15 protein-coding genes are annotated in these 17269 nt (G+C 60.8%); all 15 read right to left on the bottom strand.

Annotation, left to right across the window (positions count from 1 at the left end; all coding sequences use genetic code 11):
- Positions 1-6: 6 nt before the first annotated feature.
- On the bottom strand, positions 7-1335 hold the full coding sequence (gene proS, locus RTP54_RS06545) for a proline--tRNA ligase (RefSeq protein WP_112809898.1): 1329 nt from the start codon (positions 1333-1335) through the stop codon (positions 7-9).
- A 781-nt stretch (positions 1336-2116) separates the two neighbouring features.
- Complete coding sequence (locus RTP54_RS06540) at positions 2117-2386, bottom strand: DUF1467 family protein (protein ID WP_112809899.1); 270 nt, start codon at positions 2384-2386, stop codon at positions 2117-2119.
- 115 nt (positions 2387-2501) lie between these two features.
- Positions 2502-2906, bottom strand: a complete 405-nt coding sequence (gene mce, locus RTP54_RS06535; protein ID WP_312361632.1) for a methylmalonyl-CoA epimerase — start codon at positions 2904-2906, stop codon at positions 2502-2504.
- A gap of 64 nt (positions 2907-2970) precedes the next feature.
- Entirely contained in the window at positions 2971-4638 is a 1668-nt protein-coding gene (locus tag RTP54_RS06530; protein ID WP_312361630.1) for a ribonuclease J, read from the bottom strand.
- A gap of 23 nt (positions 4639-4661) precedes the next feature.
- Positions 4662-5426: a biotin--[acetyl-CoA-carboxylase] ligase gene (locus tag RTP54_RS06525; protein ID WP_162704520.1), complete on the bottom strand. Its 765-nt coding sequence runs from the start codon at positions 5424-5426 to the stop codon at positions 4662-4664.
- Positions 5426-6871 (bottom strand): NADH-quinone oxidoreductase subunit NuoN, encoded by a 1446-nt coding sequence (nuoN, locus tag RTP54_RS06520; RefSeq protein WP_112809903.1) that lies wholly within the window; start codon positions 6869-6871, stop codon positions 5426-5428. The genes RTP54_RS06525 and nuoN overlap by 1 nt, the downstream gene beginning before the upstream one ends.
- A gap of 19 nt (positions 6872-6890) precedes the next feature.
- A complete protein-coding gene (locus RTP54_RS06515; RefSeq protein ID WP_112810078.1) occupies positions 6891-8402 on the bottom strand; it encodes an NADH-quinone oxidoreductase subunit M in 1512 nt (503 codons plus the stop codon).
- On the bottom strand, positions 8402-10396 hold the full coding sequence (gene nuoL, locus RTP54_RS06510; RefSeq protein ID WP_112809904.1) for an NADH-quinone oxidoreductase subunit L: 1995 nt from the start codon (positions 10394-10396) through the stop codon (positions 8402-8404). The genes RTP54_RS06515 and nuoL overlap by 1 nt, the downstream gene beginning before the upstream one ends.
- Before the next feature lie 7 nt (positions 10397-10403).
- Entirely contained in the window at positions 10404-10712 is a 309-nt protein-coding gene (gene nuoK, locus RTP54_RS06505) for an NADH-quinone oxidoreductase subunit NuoK (RefSeq protein WP_025426592.1), read from the bottom strand.
- A 28-nt stretch (positions 10713-10740) separates the two neighbouring features.
- Complete coding sequence (locus RTP54_RS06500; RefSeq protein ID WP_112809905.1) at positions 10741-11355, bottom strand: NADH-quinone oxidoreductase subunit J; 615 nt, start codon at positions 11353-11355, stop codon at positions 10741-10743.
- Positions 11356-11491: 136 nt separating this feature from the next.
- Entirely contained in the window at positions 11492-11983 is a 492-nt protein-coding gene (gene nuoI / locus RTP54_RS06495) for an NADH-quinone oxidoreductase subunit NuoI (RefSeq protein ID WP_112809906.1), read from the bottom strand.
- 64 nt (positions 11984-12047) lie between these two features.
- The gene (gene nuoH / locus RTP54_RS06490) at positions 12048-13091 is read right to left on the bottom strand and encodes an NADH-quinone oxidoreductase subunit NuoH (protein WP_112809907.1); all 1044 of its coding nucleotides are present in this window, start codon (positions 13089-13091) and stop codon (positions 12048-12050) included.
- A gap of 20 nt (positions 13092-13111) precedes the next feature.
- Positions 13112-15193 carry an NADH-quinone oxidoreductase subunit NuoG gene (gene nuoG / locus RTP54_RS06485; protein ID WP_312363197.1) on the bottom strand — a complete coding sequence of 694 codons (2082 nt, stop codon included), beginning with the start codon at positions 15191-15193 and terminating at the stop codon, positions 13112-13114.
- Positions 15194-15297: 104 nt separating this feature from the next.
- Positions 15298-15951 carry an NADH:ubiquinone oxidoreductase gene (locus tag RTP54_RS06480; protein ID WP_312361625.1) on the bottom strand — a complete coding sequence of 218 codons (654 nt, stop codon included), beginning with the start codon at positions 15949-15951 and terminating at the stop codon, positions 15298-15300.
- Positions 15952-15957: 6 nt separating this feature from the next.
- On the bottom strand, positions 15958-17262 hold the full coding sequence (gene nuoF, locus RTP54_RS06475; protein WP_112809910.1) for an NADH-quinone oxidoreductase subunit NuoF: 1305 nt from the start codon (positions 17260-17262) through the stop codon (positions 15958-15960).
- Positions 17263-17269: the final 7 nt, after the last annotated feature.

Genomic DNA, 17269 nt, shown 5'->3' with positions numbered 1-17269 from the left:
CCTCACTTACTTCGTCGCGATCAGCTTGTTGAGGGCCGCCTCGACAGTCATGGTTTCACGCTCACCGGTCTTGCGATCCTTGAGCTCGACTTCGCCGTTGGCGATCGAACGCGGTCCGACGATGATCTGGACCGGCACGCCGATCAGATCGGCGGACGCGAACTTTGCGCCGGCGCGGTCGTCGGTGTCGTCGAGCAGCGCATCGAATCCGGCGGCGCCGAGCTTCGAATAGAGCGTCTCGGAGGCTGCGTCGCAAGCGGCATCGCCCGCTTTCATGTTGATGATCACGCCATCGAACGGCGAGATCGACTTCGGCCAGATGATGCCGTTGTCGTCATGCGAAGCCTCGATGATCGCCGGAACCAGCCGTGTCGGGCCGATGCCGTAGGATCCCATGTGGACCGCGTGCTCCTTGCCGTCGGGTCCCAGAACCTTTGCACCCATCGCGTCGGAGTACTTGGTGCCGAAATAGAAGATGTGGCCGACCTCGATGCCGCGCGCCGAAACGCGGTCGCCTTCGGCGACTTCGTTGAAAGCAGCCTCGTCGTGCATTTCAGAGGTGGCGGCGTAACGCGAGGTCCACTTGTCGAAGATAGTCTTCAGGCCGGCGACATCGTCGAAATTGGTATCTTCTCCGGGAATGTCGAAGCCGAGGAAGTCCTTGTGGCAGAACACTTCGGACTCTCCGGTTTCGGCGAGAATGATGAATTCGTGGCTGAGATTGCCACCGATCGGACCGGTGTCGGCGCGCATCGGAATGGCGCGCAGTCCCATGCGCGAGAAGGTCCGCAGATAGGCGGCGAACATCTTGTTATAGGCGTGTTCTGCGCCTTCGCGATCGAGGTCGAAGGAATAGGCGTCCTTCATCAGGAACTCGCGCGAGCGCATGGTGCCGAAGCGCGGACGGATCTCGTCGCGGAACTTCAGCTGGATATGGTAGAGGTTGAGCGGCAGATCACGATAGGACTTCACGTAGGAACGGAAGACGTCGGTGATCATCTCCTCATTAGTCGGACCGTAGAGCATCGGCCGGTCCTGCCGGTCCTTGATGCGCAGCATTTCCTTGCCGTATGCATCGTAGCGGCCGCTTTCCTGCCAGAGCTCGGCCGACTGCAACGTCGGCATCAGCAGCTCGTTTGCGCCTGTGCGGTTCTGCTCTTCACGAACGATCGCATTGACCTTGTCGAGAACCCGCTTTCCGAGTGGCAGCCAGGTATAAATGCCCGAAGACTGCTGCCGGATCATGCCCGTCCGGAGCATAAGACGGTGGGAAACGATTTCCGCTTCCTTCGGATTTTCCTTCAAGATGGGCATGAAAAAGCGGGACAGGCGCATGACGGGTTCCAGAACTTGATGAACGTCGCACTATCGACGGATTCGGGCGAAATGACGTTGAGCGCAGGCACGCCGGTCTCACCGAAAACAGGCAAAGGCGACCATTGCTTCTTGGGGTCGGCTCTCAAATTTCCGTCGCCGACAAATCGGCAGGAACCTTTCCGAGCCCTGCGTTCATAGCCGCTTCGCGCCCCGATGAAAACCCTGCCTGAGGCAAGAACAGCGCAGACCCAAATGGAGAGATCGGAGGAAGCGACAGCAAGCGAAAGCTGCGTCAAAAGAGCACGCTAGTAACAGGATTACGACGATGCTTGTCAACGGAGAAATTTTATCCAACTGTAGCAAAAATGCAAAAAAACAGGGTGACATCGCCCAATGTTTGGGCTAATTTCGGCTCACAAAACAGGCATGAAGTCTAAATTCTTGCCGACTTTCGCGGTCAAGTCTTGGGAGGATAAGATCTTAGGCGCGCTTCGCCGCTGCCGCCGGAAACGGATTAAAGATCACGCGATACTTGAAAAACAAGGCTTTTAGCCTTGTTTTTTTTTGCCTTTCAGCAAGCAAGCCAATGACGAAGCAGTCATGCGTTCTTGAAATATGTCAATTTAGAGGCGGTCAATCGTAGGAATGCCCGGGTTTCACTCCGAGGGCTGTCCGAAGCCCTTCGGCGAGACTTTCAGCTGAAAATTCGCGGATGTTTAACTGGGGATTGTTGGCACTCGAACACCGGCGCTCGATCCCGACCGCTGCCGAGCACGTCTGGCCCCCCTCGGCAGATGCCTCAGTAGAACTTCGGGTAAAAGCGCGGGATGCTGTCGATGCCGTAGCCGAGCCGCACCGATACGATGTACCAGGCGAGTTGAATGACAGCGGCAATCGCTGTCGTCAAAAGCAGGACGCGCTTGGCGCGGAACCGCGCTGGAGCACTTTCGACGGTGCCGGGCACGACTTCGTTCTCTTCCGCCTGTGTGCGCACGCCGAGCGGCAGCACGGCAAACAGCGTCAGCCACCAGATAATGAAGTAGATGGCAAAGGTGGAAAAAATCGGCATTTCCGGCTCCTGATGAAGATCATTTCCTGCAGAGGGAAACGATCCTCTCGACATTCTCGCAGTGCTTATAACGCCAAGGGCGCGATCACACAAATCCGCGCCACGCGATCAACTGTCACACCTGTTCAAGCTCAATCAAAGTGCCCTGAAAATCCTTCGGGTGCAGAAACAGCACCGGCTTGCCATGGGCGCCGATTTTCGGTTCTCCGTCGCCGAGGACGCGCGCGCCGGACGCCTTGAGAGCATCGCGGGCGGCAAGGATATCCTCGACCTCGTAGCAGATGTGATGCATGCCGCCGGAGGGGTTCTTGGCGAGAAACGCCGCGATCGGCGAAGTCTCGCCGAGCGGCTCGAGCAACTCGACCTTGGTGTTGGCCAACGTGACGAAGACGACGGTCACGCCATGTTCCGGCAGGGCCTGTGGCTCCGTTACCGTCGCGCCGAGCGTCGCGCGGTAGCTTGCCGTGGCGGATGCCAGATCCGGCACGGCGATTGCCACGTGGTTGACCCGTCCAAGCATCACGATCCTCCAACCTGCAAAAAGAGACCCCCGCACGTCTACGACGGCGGGGGCTCCGAGAAAATCAGACTTTGGTGACGAACACCGTGACCACGGGCTTCTTGCCCCAGATCTGGTTGACCGTGCTGCGCACCGCGCGACGCACCGCCTCCTGCAGCATGGCCAGATCCTTGCGCTTGGCGCGCGGAATGCTTTCGACTGCACCAAGCACCGCGTCGTAGAGCGTGTCTTCCATGTCCTCGCCCTCGTCGTCGAACTCCGGCAGGCCGACCGCAACGAGATCGGGATCGCCGAGGAAATCGTAACGATTGTCGAGCACGACGTTGACGGAGACATGTCCGGCAAAGGAAAGCTTGCGACGCTCGCCGATGCCCATCTCCTCAAAATCGCCGATCAGCGAACCGTCCTTATAGATGCGGCCATGCTGCACGGTATCGATGACCTCAGCAGGACCCGGTGCCAATCGCAGCATCTCGCCGTTGCGCAGGCGCGGAACGCTGGCGATACCTGACTGCCGGCCAAGTTCGCCGTGCGCGGTCAGATGTGCGGCTTCGCCATGCACCGGCACGAGGATCTGCGGACGGACCCATTGGTACATCTGCTGCAACTCGCTGCGGCGCGGGTGGCCGGACACATGAACAAGAGCTTCATTGTCGGTGATGATATGAATGCCCTGCTCGATCAGGCCGTTCTTGATGTCGTTGATCGCCTTCTCGTTGCCGGGAATGGTGCGCGACGAAAAAACGACCGTATCACCGGCGGAGAAGGCGACATTGCGCATCTCGTCGCGGGCGATCTTGGCGAGAGCCGCACGCGGCTCGCCCTGGCTGCCGGTCAGGATCACAACGACCTTGTCGCGCGGGACGTAGCCGAACTCGTCTTCGGCGAGAAACGGCTTGATGCCTTCCATCAGGCCGAGATCACGGGCAACGGCCACGACGCGCTTCATCGAGCTGCCGAGAAGCAGAACTTCCCTGCCGGCCTCGTCGGCCGCTTCCGCGATCGAGCGGATACGCCCGACGTTCGAGGAAAAGGTGGTGATCGCGACGCGCCCTTCAGCCCTCGAAATGATCTCCGTCAGGCTCGCGGACACTTCCTGCTCGGACGGCGAAACGCCATCACGCAGCGCATTGGTCGAATCGCAGACCAGTGCCAGTACGCCTTCGTCGCCGATCTTGCGGAAGCGCTGCTCGTCGGTCAGCGGCCCGAGCGACGGCTGAAGGTCGACCTTCCAGTCGCCGGTGTGCACAACTGCTCCAAGCGGCGTCCGAATGATCAGCGACATCGGCTCGGGGATCGAATGGTTGACGCCGACCGCCTCGATCTCGAATGGACCGACATTGATGCGGTCGCCCTGCTTGAAGATCGTGATCGGGATTTCGCCGCGGCTCTTCTCGAAATCGCGCTTTGCTTCCAGCATGCCTGCCGTGAACGGCGAGGCATAGACCGGCACGTTCAGCCCCGGCCAGAGGTCGTTGAGGCCACCATAGTGATCCTCGTGGGCATGGGTGATGATGATGCCCTTGAGATTGCGCCGCTCTTCCGCCAGGAAGCTGATATCGGCCAGCACCAGGTCCACGCCCGGAAGCTCCGGCCCCGGAAAGGTGACGCCGCAATCGACCATTATCCACTGTCGGTTACCGGGTCTGCCATAGCCGTAGAGGCCGAGGTTCATCCCGATTTCACCGACGCCGCCGAGCGGCAAGAACACCAGTTCTTCTTCTTGCGCCATGTTTTGATGCGCCCTTGTTTTGATTATCCGAAAAATACGTCGCCGGCGGCGATCGTCTGCATCGTGTTCGAGCCCGTATCGAGCATCAGCCGGCCGTCCTGATCAATACCGGCAAAGCGGCCGGAAAGCGACCGGTCCGGCAGGTTCACCGTAATGGTCTCGCCGATGCCGCGCGCTGCCGCCCGCCATTGGTCTATGATGTTTGCCACACCCCGGCCCCGGTCCCAAACGGAAAGCGTCTCGGCCATAGTCAGAAACAGGTGGGCAAACAGTTCGTCCGGCGATACCGACGCGCCTTCGTTGCGAAGCGACGTCACCGGGTAGAGCGCTTCATCCGGTGTGACGGCAATGTTGATGCCGCAACCGATAACGAGCGCACGACGGCCATCCGCAAGGCTTTCGCCTTCAAGCAGGATGCCGCAGGTCTTCTTGCCGTCTATGAGAATATCGTTCGGCCATTTGATTTCGACCGGGGCACCGGCAGGCGGCATCACTTGGCGGATCGCTTTGTGGACCGCGACCGCCACCGCGAGCGGTAGCGAATGCAACAGCTCGATCGGCGCCGGCTCGATCAGGAGCAGCGATGCATAGAGATTGCCGGGCTCTGAAAACCAGGCCCGGCCGCGTCGGCCGCGTCCACCTGTCTGGCGGGCGGCGGTGATCCAGAGGTTTCCCCCGTCTCCCGCACGCGCCCGCAACAGGCATTCGCTGTTGGTGGAACCGACTTCATTGAGAGCGACGTGCCGGAAATCGTCGAGCGAAACCCGGCCGCCGCCTTCAAGGCCGATCAAAAGAACGTCCGAGCCGCAGCTTCAGCGGCTTCGCCGAGCGGACCGCCAATCAGGACGTATCCAAGCACGAACAGACCGGAGAGACCGAAGACCAGGCGAAGCTCGCCAGCCGTGCGGGCGAATTCGCCCTTGGCGTCGTCGAACCACATCACCTTGATGACACGCAGGTAGTAGTAGGCACCGACAACAGAAGCGAGCACGCCGATGATGGCGAGCGCATAGAGATGCGCTTCGATCGCCGCCATGAACACGAAGTACTTCCCGAAGAAGCCTGCCATCGGCGGGATGCCGGCGAGCGAGAACATCAGGACGGTCAGCACCGTGGCCATGAAGGGGTTGGTCTGCGAGAGACCAGCGAGATCGTCAACACTTTCGACGTTCTCGCCGTCCTTGCGGCGCATGGCAAGGATGCAGGCAAAGGTGCCGAGCGTCATGACCATGTAGATGAGCATGTAGAGCAGAACGCCGCGAACGCCCGCCATCGACCCGGCAGCAAGACCGACGAGTGCATAACCCATGTGGCCGATCGAGGAATAGGCCATCAGGCGCTTGATGTTCTTCTGGCCGATTGCAGCGAATGCGCCGAGCAGCATCGAAGCGATCGAGATGAAGACGACGATCTGCTGCCACTGCACGACGACAGGCTCGAAGGCGTTGATGACGATGCGAACGAAGATGGCCATGGCGGCAACCTTCGGAGCAGCGGCGAAGAACGCCGTCACCGGTGTCGGCGCACCTTCATAGACGTCAGGCGTCCACATGTGGAAGGGAACGGCGGAGATCTTGAACGCGAGGCCGGCCAGGACGAAGACCAGACCGAAGATCAGGCCGAGCGAAGGAGTGCCGGTTGCAGTCAGAGCAGCGGCAATCTCATCGAAGCCAGTGTGGCCTGTAAAGCCGTAAACCAGCGACATGCCGTAGAGCAGCATGCCCGAAGACAGTGCGCCGAGGACGAAATACTTCAGGCCGGCTTCCGTCGAGCGGATGCTGTCGCGGTTGATCGCAGCGACGACATAGAGCGCCAGCGACTGCAGTTCCAGCGACAGGTACAGCGACATCAGGTCGTTGGCCGAGATCATCAAGAGCATGCCGAGAGTTGCGAGAACCAGGAGTACCGGGAACTCGAAACGATCGATCTGCGACGAACGGGCGTGTCCGACCGTCATCACCATGGCGGTGATCGATCCGATCAGCGCCAGCACCTTCATGAACTTGGCGAAGGGATCGGACAGGAAGGCGCCGTTATAGGCTTCGCCCTCGCCGGTCTTCAGGACAAGCCAGAGACCGGCGATGATGAGAAGGGCAACCGCAAGTCCGGTGACGGTCGACGTCGACTTTTCACCGGAAAACACGCCGATCATCAGGAGCGCCATCGCACCGACGGCGAGGATCAACTCGGGGATCGAGAGCTGCAGGCTGGCGAGGAGGGTTTCAGCAGTCATGTCCAATCACGTCCTGTGGTCATTGCACCGAAAGCGCAACGTTTTGCGCTGCCTGCAGGGCTGCGGAGTAGTTGTTGACGAGCAGATCCACGGAGGCTGCAGTCGCATCGAAGATCGGCGCCGGATAGACACCGAAGAAGATCGTCAGGATCACCAGCGGATAGAGGATCGCCTTCTCACGGCCCGAAAGATCGAGCAGCGCCTTCAGGCTTTCCTTCTCCAGCGCGCCGAACACGACACGGCGATAGAGCCAGAGCGCGTAGGCGGCCGACAGCACCACGCCGGACGTTGCAAAGAGCGCGACCCAGGTGTTGGCGCGGAAGGCACCGACGAGGGTCAGAACTTCGCCGACGAAGCCTGATGTGCCCGGAAGACCGACGTTCGCCATGGTGAAGACCATGAAGGCGACGGCATATTTCGGCATGTTGTTGACGAGGCCACCATAGGCCGAGATCTCGCGGGTGTGCAGACGGTCATAGACGACGCCGACGCAAAGGAAGAGCGCGCCGGAGACGATGCCGTGCGACAGCATCTGGAAGATCGCACCCTGGACGCCCTGGGTGTTGGCCGCGAAGATGCCCATGGTGACATAGCCCATGTGCGCGACCGACGAATAGGCGATCAGCTTCTTGATGTCGCTCTGCATCAGCGCCACCAGCGAGGTGTAGACGATGGCGATGACCGACAGCGTGAAGACGAACGGCTGGAAATAGTCGGATGCAAGCGGGAACATCGGCAGCGAGAAGCGCAGGAAGCCGTAGCCGCCGAGCTTCAAGAGGATGCCGGCCAGAATGACCGAGCCCGCCGTCGGCGCCTGAACGTGCGCGTCGGGAAGCCAGGTGTGCACCGGCCACATCGGCATCTTCACCGCGAAGGACGCGAAGAAGGCGAGCCATAACCACGTCTGCATTTCCCGCGGGAAGTTATAGGCAAGCAGTTCGGTGATGTCGGTCGTGCCGGCCTGCCAGTACATCGCCATGATGGCGAGCAGCATCAGCACCGAGCCGAGCAGCGTGTAGAGGAAGAACTTGTAGCTGGCATAGACGCGGTCCTTGCCGCCCCACACACCGATGATGATGAACATCGGAATGAGGCCGGCTTCGAAGAACACGTAGAACAGCACGATGTCGAGCGAGACGAACACGCCGATCATGAACGTTTCCAGAATCAGGAACGCGATCATGTATTCCTTCAGCCGCTTTTCGACCGAAAACCAGCTTGCGAGCACGCAGAACGGCATCAGGAAGGCGGAGAGAACGACGAAGAGCACGGAGATACCATCGACGCCGAGATGGTAGGAGATCCCGGTGCCGAGCCATTCATGCTTCTCGGTCATCTGGAAGCCCGGGTTCGAGGCGTCGAACTGGTACCAGACATAAACCGAGACGGCGAAGGTGAAGAGCGTCGTCAGCAGCGATACGTTCAGGATGTTGCGGCGGCCGTAGGCGCTGTCTTCTCTTGTCAGCAAGAGAAGCAGAACGCCGACGAGCGGCATGAAGGTGACCGCGGAAAGTACGGGCCAATCGGTCATCAGAAGGAACTCCCGAGCATCATCCATGTAACGAGCGCTGCGATGCCGATGAGCATGGCAAACGCGTAGTGATAGAGGTAACCGGTCTGCAGCCGGACAACACGATCGGTGACATCAAGCACGCGTGCCGCAATCCCATTCGGACCGAGGCCGTCGATGACCCGGCCGTCGCCTTCCTTCCACAGGAAGACGCCAAGGCGCTTGGCCGTGCGCACGAACAGGAAATCGTACAGTTCGTCGAAGTACCACTTGTTGAGCAGGAACTGGTAGAGACCGCGATGCTGCTCTGCCAGATACTTCGGCACATCCGGCCGGCGGATATACATGTACCAGGCGGTGAAGAGGCCGAGCGCCATGGCGCAGAACGGGCTCCACTTCACCCACAACGGAACATGGTGGAACTCCTCGAGGATTTCGTTCTCCGCCGAGGTGAACAACGCACCCTGCCAGAATTCGGCATAGTGGTGACCGAAGAAGTAGTCGTGGAACAGGACGCCGGCCACGAGGGCGCCGACGGCCAGGATGTAGAGCGGCACCAGCATGACCTGGGGCGATTCATGGACGTGATGCATGACATCCGAGGAAGCGCGCGGCTTGCCGTGGAAGGTCATGAAGGTCAGACGCCAGGAATAGAAGCTGGTGAACAGCGCCGCGATGACGAGCATCGAGAACGCGAATCCGGAAACCGCATTGTGAGCCGCGAACGCCGATTCGATGATCGCGTCCTTGGAGAAGAAGCCGGCCGTGCCGATGATGGTGCCGGGGATGCCGACGCCGGTCAGTGCGATGGTGCCGATAAACATCATCCAATAGGTGACCGGAATGTGCTTCCGAAGGCCACCCATGTAGCGCATGTCCTGTTCGCCATCGACGGCGTGAATGACGGAGCCTGCACCCAAGAACAACAGTGCCTTGAAGAAGGCGTGCGTGAACAGGTGGAAGATCGCCGCGCCATAGGCGCCGACGCCGAGCGCCACGAACATGTAACCGAGCTGCGAGCAGGTCGAATAGGCGATGACGCGCTTGATGTCATTCTGGACGAGACCGACGGTCGCGGCAAAGAACGCTGTGATCGCACCGATCAGCGTGACGACGGTCAGTGCATCCGGCGACAGTTCGAACAGCGGCGACATGCGGGCGACGAGGAAGACACCGGCGGTGACCATGGTTGCAGCGTGAATGAGGGCCGAAACCGGGGTCGGGCCTTCCATCGCATCCGGCAGCCAGGTGTGCAGCAGGAACTGGGCCGACTTGCCCATGGCGCCGACGAAGAGCAACAGGCAGGCAGCGGTAATCGCATCGGCCTTGTCGAGATGCATGCCGAACAGCGTGATGACCGCCTCCCCGGCTGCGGCACCTTCGGCCGGCAGGTAGGTCTGGGCAGCAGCGAAGATCGTCTCGAAATTGACCGAGCCGAACAGCACGAAGACAAGGAAGATACCGAGGGCGAAACCGAAGTCGCCGACGCGGTTGACGATGAAGGCCTTCATCGCCGCGGCGTTCGCCGAAGGCTTCTTATACCAGAAGCCGATGAGCAGGTAGGATGCGACACCCACGCCTTCCCAGCCGAAGAACATCTGAATGAGGTTGTCCGACGTGATCAGCATCAACATCGCGAAGGTGAACAGCGACAGGTATGCAAAGAAGCGCGGGCGATGCGGATCGTGGTGCATGTAGCCGATCGAATAGACATGCACGAGCGTCGACACGGTATTGACGACAACGAACATGACCGACGTCAGCGTATCCACGCGGAATGCCCAGTCGACGTCGAAGCTGCCGGACTGGATCCAGCGCAGCACCGAGACCTTGATCAGTTCCGGCTCGCCGAGCGCGACATGGAAGAAGACAAACCACGACAATCCGGCGGTGATGATCATCAGTCCGCTGGTGACGAATTCGGAAGCCTTGGCGCCGATCGAATTGCCGAAGAGGCCAGCGACCAGAAAGCCGATCAAAGGCAGGAAAACGATAGCCTTGATGATGGTATCCATAGCCCAATCAGCCCTTCATCATGTTGACGTCTTCAACAGCGATCGAGCCGCGGTTGCGATAGAAGACGACGAGAATTGCAAGACCGATGGCGGCTTCCGCGGCCGCGACGGTCAGAATGAACAGGGCGAACACCTGGCCGGTGATGTCGTTCAGGAACGACGAGAAAGCGACCATGTTGATGTTGACCGCAAGCAGGATCAGTTCGACCGACATCAGGATGACGATGACGTTCTTCCGGTTCAGGAAGATGCCGAAGACACCAAGCGTGAACAGGATGGCGCTGACGGTGAGATAGTGGGAAATTCCGATTTCCATTTTTTTGTTCCTCGACCTCGCGTCCGAATTAAATGCCCTGCCCGGGCTTGACCGTGACCACCTCGACGGCGGTCTCGGGCGTGCGGGCAACCTGCTGCGGAATGCTCTGGCGCTTGATGTTCGTGCGGTGGCGCAGCGTGAGCACGATGGCGCCGATCATGGCGACCAGCAGCACGAGGCCCGCGATCTGGAAGAAGTAGACATAGTGGGTGTAGAGCACGTCGCCGAGGGCGGCCGTGTTCGTGCGATCGGCAATCGCCGGGATCGGCATCGAAATGCCCTTGGCAATCTCCGGCGAGAAGCTCGCGCCGCCGACGACGATGATCAGCTCGGCGGCAAGGATCAGGCCGATCAGCGCACCGACCGGGGCATATTCAAGCACGCCGGCCCTCAGCTCCGCGAAGTCGATGTCGAGCATCATGACGACGAAGAGGAACAGAACCGCGACCGCGCCGACATAGACGACGAGCAGGATCATCGCCAGGAACTCGGCGCCGGCCAGCAGGAACAGGCCCGCCGAATTGAAGAAGGTCAGGATCAGGAACAGCACCGAATAAACGGGGTTCCTGGCCGCAATGACCATGAATGCCGATGCCACCGCGATGAAGGCAAAGAGATAGAAAAAAAGAACCTGCAGACCCATGATCGGTGCCTTTTTCGTCTTGCACGGCGTGAAGCTCTCGCAGCCCCACTCCACTGGCAAAGCCGGACGCTTGTCCGGCCTTTGCCCCAAACTGTTTCACATGTGCCGCCTTTTGGGGGCGGCACCACGCAGAGGCTCAGCGATAAGGCGAGTCCATTGCGATGTTGCGTGCGATTTCCCGTTCCCAACGGTCGCCATTGGCGAGGAGCTTGTCCTTGTCGTAGTACAGCTCTTCACGCGTCTCGGTGGCGAATTCGAAGTTCGGACCCTCGACGATGGCATCGACCGGACAGGCTTCCTGGCAGAAACCGCAATAGATGCACTTCACCATGTCGATGTCGTAGCGCACCGTGCGGCGGGTGCCGTCGTTGCGGCGCGGGCCGGCCTCGATGGTGATCGCCTGGGCAGGACAGATCGCCTCGCAAAGCTTGCAGGCGATGCAGCGCTCTTCGCCGTTGGGATAACGACGCAGGGCATGTTCTCCGCGGAAGCGCGGGCTGACCGGGCCCTTTTCGAAGGGATAGTTCAACGTCGCCTTCGGCTTGAAGAAGTAGCGCATCGACAGAAAGAACGCGCCGACGAATTCCTTGAGGAACAGCGAGCTGACGGCGTGCGAAAGACCGGCCATCATTTACCTCCAGACTTGCTGGCCTCAAAGCGGCCAGCGGTATGCAACCGAGCGAAAGCCAGCATCATGCGGCTCCCGTCAGCTTGAGAACGAACGCAGTGATCACGACCATTGCGAGAGAGATGGGCAGGAAGACCTTCCAGCCGAGACGCATCAGCTGGTCGTAGCGGTAGCGCGGAACGAAAGCCTTCACCATCGCGAACATGAAGAACACGAAGGATGACTTGAGAACGAACCAGATGATGCCCGGGACCCAGTTGAGGAACCAGACGTCGACCGGAGGCAGCCAGCCGCCGAGGAAGAGAATGGTCGTCAGGGCGCACATCAGGCAGATCGCGGCATACTCGCCGAGCATGAACATCATGTAGGGCGTGGAGCCGTATTCGACCATGAAGCCGGCGACGAGTTCGGATTCCGCTTCCGGCAGATCGAAGGGCGGACGGTTCGTTTCAGCCAGCGCCGAGATGAAGAACACCACGAACATCGGGAACAGCGCCAGCCAGTGCCAGTCAAGGAACGATGCCGGCAGACCGAGGTTGGTGCCTATGCCGTTCGACTGCGCATTGACGATATCCGTCAGGTTCAGCGAGCCGACGCAGAGCAGAACGGTGACGATGACGAAGCCGATCGAGACTTCGTAGGAGACCATCTGTGCTGCGGAACGAAGCGCGCCGAGGAAGGGATATTTCGAGTTCGACGCCCAGCCGCCCATGATGATGCCATAAACTTCGAGAGAAGATATGGCGAACACGAAGAGGATGCCGACGTTGATGTTCGCGATCACCCAGCCGGCGTTGAGCGGGATGACCGCCCAGGCTGCCAGCGCCAGCGTCACGGAGACGAGCGGTGCCAGCAGGAAGATTGCCTTGTTGGCGCCAGCCGGAATCACCGGTTCCTTGAAGACAAACTTCAAAAGGTCGGCGAAGGACTGGAAAAGACCCCAGGGGCCCACCACATTCGGACCACGGCGAAGCTGGACAGCAGCCCAGATCTTGCGGTCAGCCAGAAGAACGTAGGCGATGAAAAGCAGCAGCGCGACCAGCAGCAGCAGCGACTGGGCGACCATGATGATCGCGGGCCAGACATAGGTCGAAATGAAAGCGTCCATGATACTCTATTCCCTCGCGCTCATTCCGCCGCAGCTTTGAAGTTGTTGCGTGCCAATGCCGAGCATTCGGCCATGACGGCGGATGCGCGCGCTATCGGGTTCGTCAAATAGAAGTCTTTCACCGGAGACGCAAACACGGATTTGCCCATCTCACCGGCTTTTTGAGCAAGTGCGGCAATTTCGTCGCCACTGCCGACCGCAATTGCGTCGACATCGGCGAAATGCGGGTGCGCGGCATAGAGCTTCGAGCGCAATTCACCAAGCGAATCAAAGGGCAGCTTCTTGCCAAGAACGTCGGAAAGCGCACGGATGATCGCCCAGTCTTCACGGGCGTCGCCCGGTGCGAAGCCGGCGCGGTTGCCGATCTGCACGCGACCTTCGGTGTTGACCCAGGTGCCGGACTTTTCGGTGTAGGTGGCAGCCGGCAGGATGACGTCGGCAGCATGCGCGCCATTGTCGCCATGCGAACCGATATAGACCGTGAAGCCCGACTTGCGGCCAGCCAGATCGATCTCGTCAGCGCCGAGCAGGAAGAGAACGTCGGAGGCAGTGACCATCTCGGCCGCCGTCTTTCCGTTCGCGCCCGGAACGAAGCCGAGGTCGAGACCGCCGACGCGCGACGCAGCGGTGTGCAGAACGGCAAAACCGTTCCACTCCGCTGTCACGGCATCGACTGCACCGGCAAGCTTGGCGGCTGCGGCGAGAACGGCTGCACCGCCCTCCCCTGCGACGGCACCCTGGCCGATGATGATCATCGGACGCTGCGCCTTCTTCAGAGTGGCTGCAAACTTGCCCTTGCCGGACACGAGTTCGGCAAGCGTGTCGGTGCCCGCGCCGAGGTATTCGTATTCGTAACGCAGTTCGCCCGGCTCGCCGATAACGCCGATCGGGAAATTGCCCATCCGGTAACGCTTGCGGATGCGAGCGTTGAGAACGGAGGCTTCGAACCGCGGGTTCGAGCCGATGATCAGCAGCGCGTCGGCACTTTCGATGCCCTGGATCGTCGGGTTGAAGATGTAGCTGGCGCGGCCGAGAGACGGATCGAGAGCGGCGCCATCCTGGCGGCAGTCGACGTTTTCCGAGCCGAGCGAAGCCATCAGCGCCTTCAGCGCGAACATCTCTTCCACGGAAGCAAGATCACCGGCGATAGCGCCGATCTTGTCGCCGGAGGTGGCGGCAACGGCGGCCTTGACCGCCTGGAACGCCTCACCCCAGCTGGCTGCCTGCAGGCGGCCATCCTTCTTGACGTAAGGACGGTCGATACGCTGGGTCTTCAGGCCGTCCCAGATGAAGCGGCTCTTGTCGGAGATCCACTCTTCGTTGATGTCCTCGTTGACGCGCGGCATGATGCGCATCACTTCGCGGCCACGGGTGTCGACGCGGATCGCCGAACCGAGCGCATCCATCACGTCGATGGATTCGGTCTTGTTCAACTCCCACGGACGCGCCGTAAAGGCGAAGGGCTTGGAAGTCAGCGCGCCGACCGGGCAGAGGTCAACGACGTTGCCCTGCAGCTCGGAGGTCATCGCCTGTTCGAGATAGGTGGTGATCTCGGCGTCTTCGCCGCGGCCGATCAGGCCAAGCTCGGCAATACCGGCGACTTCCGTGGTGAAACGAACGCAACGCGTGCAATGGATGCAGCGGTTCATCACCGTCTTGACCAACGGACCGATATACTTGTCTTCGACGGCGCGCTTGTTTTCCTGGTAGCGCGAACTGTCGATGCCGAAGGCCATCGCCTGGTCCTGCAGGTCGCATTCGCCGCCCTGGTCGCAGATCGGGCAATCGAGCGGATGGTTGATCAGCAGGAATTCCATCACGCCTTCGCGCGCCTTCTTGACCATCGGCGTGGTCGTGAAGACTTCCGGCGTCTCGCCGTTCGGGCCGGGACGCAGGTCACGCACGCCCATCGCGCAGGAAGCGGCGGGCTTGGGTGGCCCTCCCTTCACCTCGATCAGACACATGCGGCAGTTACCGGCGACCGACAGCCGCTCATGGAAACAGAAGCGCGGAACCTCGGCGCCGGCCTCTTCGCACGCCTGAAGCAGCGTGAAATGATCCGGGACCTCGATCTCTTTTCCGTCGACTTTCAGCTTTGCCATCTTCGTACTCAATCCTGTCTTCCATCCGTCCACCCTCAAGGCGACGGACAATTCCAACACAGCCATGCTGCTTGCCGGTGGTGACCGCTTGAGGTCACCGCCTCTTATTCCTTTGCGCCTTTCAGCGCCTTTGCCTGCTTTACCCAGTCGTCGCGCAGAATGCGCCCGCCAAAACCCAGTTCGTCGTCGAAGCGGGCGACGTCGGCGTCGCTCCAGGCTGCGATATCGGCAAACCGGCGAATGCCCTTTGCGTTCAGCACCTGCTCGAGTTTCGGGCCGACGCCCGAAATCCGCTTGAGGTCATCGGCGGCACGGGCCTTCTGCCTGGAAGCAGCCTTCGCCCTTGCAGGCTCTGCCGATATCTTCTCAGCCTTCGGCCCGGATGCCGGACTTTTCCTTGCCGCGGCCGGCTTCCCGGCCTCCTGCGGCCCTGCATCCGTCTGGACCGGAGCGACGTCGGGCACGCCGGCCATCTGGCCGGCCAGAGCCGAACCCTTCTGCAAAACTTCGACGGCACCCTGCATCGCACCGAGCATGACGCCGGCGATGTGGCTCGACAGACCGAAACCGAGCGCCGTTGCAGCCGCCACGGCCCCTGCAGGGTGCGCCATCAGCGGATGCAGCGGAACCTGCGGCATGGCCTTCAGCCATTCGCCCATGCCAAACGGATCGGCCGGCTCGCCGCCAAGCGGACGTGCGAACGAAATGCCGTCTGCGGCCTCTCCCCTCACCTGTCCATCCTTGCGTGCGCCGGCCATGACCCGTTACTCCGCTGCTTGCAGCACCGCGCCGTGCGACGAGGCGTTGCGCGTGTATTCGTCGATGCGCATTTCCATTTCGGGACGGAAATGCTTGATCAGCCCCTGGATCGGCCAGGCGGCTGCGTCGCCAAGCGCGCAGATCGTGTGGCCTTCCACCTGCTTGGTCACATCGAACAGCATGTCGATTTCGCGCTTCTGGGCGCGCCCCTGAACCATGCGTTCCATCACGCGCATCATCCAGCCCGTGCCTTCGCGGCACGGCGTGCACTGGCCGCAGCTCTCATGCTTGTAGAAGGCCGAGAGACGCCAGATCGCCTTGATGATGTCGGTCGACCTGTCCATGACGATGACCGCGGCGGTTCCAAGGCTGGAACCGACCTCGCGCAGCCCGTCGAAATCCATGATCGCGTCCTTCATCTGCGCGCCGGGCACGCAAGGAACGGACGAGCCACCAGGGATGACCGCAAGCAGATTGTCCCAGCCGCCGCGAATGCCGCCACAATGCTTTTCGATCAGCTCGTGGAACGGAATAGACATGGCGTCTTCGACCGTGCACGGGCGATTGACGTGGCCGGAAATCGAATAGAGCTTGGTGCCGTGGTTGTTCGGGCGGCCAAAGCTCGTGTACCAGCCAGCGCCGCGGCGCAGGATGGTCGGGGTAACCGCGATCGACTCGACGTTGTTAACGGTCGTCGGGCAGCCGTAGAGACCCATATTGGCCGGGAACGGCGGCTTCAGGCGCGGCTGGCCCTTCTTGCCTTCAAGGCTTTCGAGCAGGGCCGTCTCTTCGCCACAGATATAGGCGCCGGCACCATGGTGCACGTAGATGTCGATGTCGTAGCCGAGCTTGTTGTTCTTGCCGAGCAGTCCGTAGTCGTAGCACTCGTCTATGGCTGCCTGCAGCGCCTCGCGCTCGCGCACGAACTCGCCGCGCACGTAGATATAGGCGACATGCGCACCCATGGCGAAGGAGGCGATGACGCAGCCTTCGATCAGCGTGTGCGGATCGTGACGCATGATGTCACGGTCCTTGCAGGTGCCGGGCTCGGACTCGTCGGCGTTGACGACGAGATAGTGCGGGCGGCCGTCGCTTTCCTTCGGCATGAAGGACCACTTCAGGCCCGTCGGGAAGCCCGCGCCGCCACGGCCGCGAAGGCCCGAGGCCTTCACTTCGTTGACGATCCAGTCACGACCCTTTTCGAGCAGCTGCTTGGTGCCATCCCAATGGCCGCGGCTCATCGCGCCCTTGAGGGACTTGTCCTTGAGGCCGTAAATGTTGGTAAAGATGCGATCTTCATCTCTGAGCATGGTTCAC

The organism is Ensifer sp. (genome assembly GCF_031989085.1).
Taxonomy (GTDB): Bacteria; Pseudomonadota; Alphaproteobacteria; order Rhizobiales; family Rhizobiaceae; genus Ensifer.
Note: the sequence above shows the minus strand (reverse complement) of the source record. Positions and strands in the feature narration are given on the sequence as shown.